Below are 3605 nucleotides of genomic sequence, written 5' to 3'. Positions count from 1 at the left end.
CGGCGTCGCAAAAGGATCAGGAAAAGATCAGGCGCGCGGCCACGACGGCGCGTGGGGCGGCGGGCCACAACGCGGCGTTCCTCTCGCAACGGAGCCTCCCCATGCCGACCAAACCCCTGCTCATCCTGCTCGCCGCCGCCGTGACCAGCCACGCCCAGGCCGCCACTGAGCGCCATCTCATCGCGTCGGTCAGGGTCCCGCTCGCGGACCTCGGCGTCTCTGCCGAGCCCGACGCGGCGCAGGCGCTGGGCCGGATCCGGGACGCGGCCTACCTCGCGTGCGGCGGCGACGCGAAGCGCCATCGCACCTACGAGGAGGCGCCGCGCCACACGGTCAGGGTATTCCGCGAGTGCCGCGAGGACGCCCTGCTGCGGGCGGTCTACGGGGCCCGCGCCCCGGCGCTGGACCGCGCACACGCCACGCGCGCGCCGGACGACCGTTGACGGGATGGAGCCATGGGGCTTCCCTGCCCGTTCTCGAGTTCGGCGGGGCGGCAGGAGAGATCTCGATGACCAAGCTTACTCTATTGGTGGCGACCCTAGCGGCCGGGGCCTTTGCGGGGTCTGCGCTCGCGCAGGAGGGCGGCCGGCCGCTCTCGGCGCACATGACCGGCCCGGCCGAGAAGCCCAGCGCCGGCGATCCCGACGGCGCGGGCCACGCCACGTTCCGTGTGAACGTCGGCCAGAACCAGGTCTGCTACGAGCTGTCGGTGGAGAAGATCGGGGCGGCGACGGCGGCCCACATCCACAAGGCGCCGACGACTGAGGCCGGGCCGCCCGTCGTCATGCTGAAGGCGCCGGGCGCCGACGGCAAGGTCAAGGACTGCGCGACCGCCGACCAGGCCGTGGTGAAGGACATCCTGCAGAACCCCGACGCCTACTACATCAACGTCCACAACGCCGAGTTCCCGGCGGGCGCGGTGCGCGGCCAGCTGTCGAAGTAGCGGACGCTTCCTAGGTCTTCGGCGCCGCCTTCGCGGGCGGCGTCGGCTTCGGGGCCGTCTTGGCCGCGGGGGCCTTGCCGGCGGGCGCTTTGGCAGTCTTCACCGGCGGGACGAACGCTGTAGGCGGCGTCGCCGGCGGGTCCCACGAGCCCATGAGGCTGATCACCACCTTGGCGACCGACTCCGCCGAGACGATCGCGCCGCCGCCACCGCCCTCGCAGACGACGCGATGCGCGGCGTAGGTGTCGGACGCCTCCTCGGCCGGCCCCCACTCTGGATTCGGATTGACCTTGCTGACCAGCTGCGCGCCCGAGCGCGAGAAGGCCGAGAACTCCCGCCAGCGGGTGCGGTTCAGGCCGCAGTCGTACTCCGAGAGCGTGCGCACATAGCCCGGCGTCGGCGGGTTGCCGGTGAGGATGTTGCGCTGGACGCGCACGGCCCAGGCCCGGCGCACCGCACCGCCCTCGCCGATCCTCTCGATACCCTCGGGATCCATCACGGTCCAGGCGTCGGGGCCGGACTGGACGACATAGAAGCTGCGTGCCTCGGCCGCGCCGGCGAGCGCCAGCGCTGCGGCTGCGGAAGTCCCGAGGATGGCCAGGCGGACGTTCACGGCCGCCACCTTAGCCTGGGGTCGTTCACGGCGCCTACCGGGTTTCAGGCGAGCGCCGCGGCGCGGCGGCGACGCAGCATGGCCCCCGCGGCCCCGAAGCCCATGATCATCAGCGCCCACGCGGCCGGTTCCGGCACGGCGACCGAGGTCCCGGGGGGATCGATCACGGGCGGCAGCGGGGCCGGCCCGGTTGAGTACAGGCGGACGCCCGAGAACGAGCCGTATTGCACGGTGAAGGTGTCCAGGTTCACGCCCGCGTCGAAGCGGTAGAAGGCGGTGACGCCGCCCGGAGTGCCGGGGCTTGGGCTGTCCGCGCCGTTGCCGAAGTGCAGGCCGATCCAGGTCGCGCCGTTCAGCGCCGTCTGGAAATCGACGGTCGAACTCGACAGGTTGAACTGCGGTTCGACGAGCTGGCCGTTCCAGTTGGCGAGGCCGATCGCGGCCAGACCGCTGGCCTGGGCCGAGAGGTCGGAGCTGTTGTCGCTGAGCAAGTTGCCCTCGAAGAAGCCGCTGCAGGCCGACGCCCCGACCGACAGGTCGGCCAGCGTGCAGAGCGGCAGGGTCGCGGCGGGGGTGGGCGTGGAGGCGCCGCCGGCCGGCTTGTCGTCCTTCTTCGCCAGCGCGGGCGTCGGCGCGAGGACCACGGCCGACACGGTCAACGCCAGGGCCAGCGCCATCAGGGACGGCCCTGCGGCCACGGTCTTGGCCGACACGGCCACGGATTTCGACAAGGCTTCGCCTCCGGTTTTTCGAACGGGGAGGATCGTTGAACTTCGTTACGAAGCCGTGCGCTCGCCGTTGGGTGCGGGGCGATATAGGGGCCGAAACACCACCTGGCCGTGCGACAAACACAACCCTTGCAGACCCCTATTACCCGTTCTGGGGCGCGCATGGTTAAGCGGCGTCAGGACTTCCGCCCGGCGGCGCGCCGCCGAATTTGACGCATCGGAGCCCGCGCATCGGCGTAAGCTGGCGCCTCGGCCCCGACTGAGGAGTTTCGCATGTACGACGCGTCTGCGGTGGCGGTCCGCCCGGCCCTCTGTTGCCGCAGCGACGGTGCGGCCGAGCCGATCCAGCGGAACACCCCGGTCGAGGCCCCGGTCGGCCTCAGCTACGGCGGCCGGCCGCATACGGTGCTGATGGCGACGCCCGACGACCTGGCGGACCTCGCGCGCGGCTTTACGGTGACCGAGGGTGTGGCGGCGCCCGAGGAGATCGCGGATATCCGGATCGAGGAACGGGAGGAAGGCTGGCTGGCGGACGTCACCTTGCGCGGCGACGTGCGCGCCCGTGCCCGTCCCCGGACCCTGGAGGGCCGCTCCAGCTGTGGCCTCTGCGGCGTGCAGCGCCTGAAGGACGTCGTGCGGCCGCTGCCCCCGGTCGAGAGCGCGGCGACGTTCTCGCTGAGCGCTGTGCGCAGCGCCCTGGAATCGCTGGAGGCGCGCCAGGACCTGGGCCGCCTCACCCGCGCAACCCACGCCGCCGCCTTCGCCGACGCGGCGGGCGAGATCCGCCTCGTGCGCGAGGACGTCGGGCGGCACAACGCCCTGGACAAGCTGGCGGGCGCCCTGTTCGCCACCGGCCAGCCGGTCGACCAAGGCTTCGTCGTGGTGACCAGCCGTTGCTCGTTCGAGATGGTTGAGAAGGCCGTCCGGATGGGCGCGCCGATGATCGTCGCGGTTTCGGCGCCGACCGACCTGGCGGTGCGCCGGGCCGAGACGGCGGGGCTGACGCTGGTGGCCCTGGCGCGCGCCGACGCCCAGCTGGTGTTCGCCGGCGGCGAGCGGCTCACCGGCCAGGCGGCCTGACCGTGGCCGCCCGCAAGTCCCCTGCCCCGCCCTACGCGCCGGCCGCCGGCGGCTGGGGTTCGCTGAAGGCCGTTGGCGAGGTGCTGGTCGACCAGCACGTCGTCGTCGAGGGCGGCCGCACGCTGCTGCACGCCAACCAGCCCGACGGCTTCGACTGCCCGGGCTGCGCCTGGCCCGACCCGAAGCACACCTCGTCGTTCGAGTTCTGCGAGAACGGGGCGAAGGCGGTGGCCTGGGAGGC

Annotated in this window: 5 protein-coding genes and 1 pseudogene; 4 read left to right on the top strand and 2 right to left on the bottom strand. The window is 72.5% G+C overall.

Annotated features, from left to right (window positions below; genetic code table 11):
- Nucleotides 1–101: 101 nt before the first annotated feature.
- Together VGD44_RS24915 and VGD44_RS24910 are read left to right on the top strand one after the other, a co-directional pair.
- Nucleotides 102–443 (top strand): UrcA family protein, encoded by a 342-nt coding sequence (locus tag VGD44_RS24915; RefSeq protein WP_331091202.1) that lies wholly within the window; start codon nucleotides 102–104, stop codon nucleotides 441–443.
- Nucleotides 444–508: 65 nt separating this feature from the next.
- Entirely contained in the window at nucleotides 509–943 is a 435-nt protein-coding gene (locus VGD44_RS24910; protein WP_331091200.1) for a CHRD domain-containing protein, read from the top strand.
- A 10-nt stretch (nucleotides 944–953) separates the two neighbouring features.
- On the opposite strand, the gene VGD44_RS24905 is transcribed toward VGD44_RS24910, so the two are convergent.
- Complete coding sequence (locus VGD44_RS24905) at nucleotides 954–1556, bottom strand: surface-adhesin E family protein (RefSeq protein ID WP_331091198.1); 603 nt, start codon at nucleotides 1554–1556, stop codon at nucleotides 954–956.
- A gap of 44 nt (nucleotides 1557–1600) precedes the next feature.
- Entirely contained in the window at nucleotides 1601–2287 is a 687-nt protein-coding gene (locus VGD44_RS24900) for a PEPxxWA-CTERM sorting domain-containing protein (protein ID WP_331091196.1), read from the bottom strand.
- Nucleotides 2288–2557: 270 nt separating this feature from the next.
- Here VGD44_RS24900 and fdhD point away from each other — a divergent pair, with 270 nt between their 5' ends.
- Entirely contained in the window at nucleotides 2558–3364 is an 807-nt protein-coding gene (fdhD, locus tag VGD44_RS24895; protein ID WP_331091194.1) for a formate dehydrogenase accessory sulfurtransferase FdhD, read from the top strand.
- Nucleotides 3365–3366: 2 nt separating this feature from the next.
- A pseudogene (locus VGD44_RS24890) lies at nucleotides 3367–3605 on the top strand (CbbBc protein); the annotation flags it as partial.

It is taken from the genome of Phenylobacterium sp. (assembly GCF_036402295.1).
Classification (GTDB): Bacteria; Pseudomonadota; Alphaproteobacteria; order Caulobacterales; family Caulobacteraceae; genus Phenylobacterium.
Note: the sequence above shows the minus strand (reverse complement) of the source record. Positions and strands in the feature narration are given on the sequence as shown.

Excerpts from the sequence above, each read along its gene's own strand:
- VGD44_RS24915 (WP_331091202.1), top strand. The coding sequence starts at position 102 with ATGCCGACCAAACCCCTGCTCATCCTGCTCGCCGCCGCCGTGACCAGC.
- VGD44_RS24910 (WP_331091200.1), top strand. The coding sequence starts at position 509 with ATGACCAAGCTTACTCTATTGGTGGCGACCCTAGCGGCCGGGGCCTTT.
- fdhD (WP_331091194.1), top strand. The coding sequence starts at position 2,558 with ATGTACGACGCGTCTGCGGTGGCGGTCCGCCCGGCCCTCTGTTGCCGC.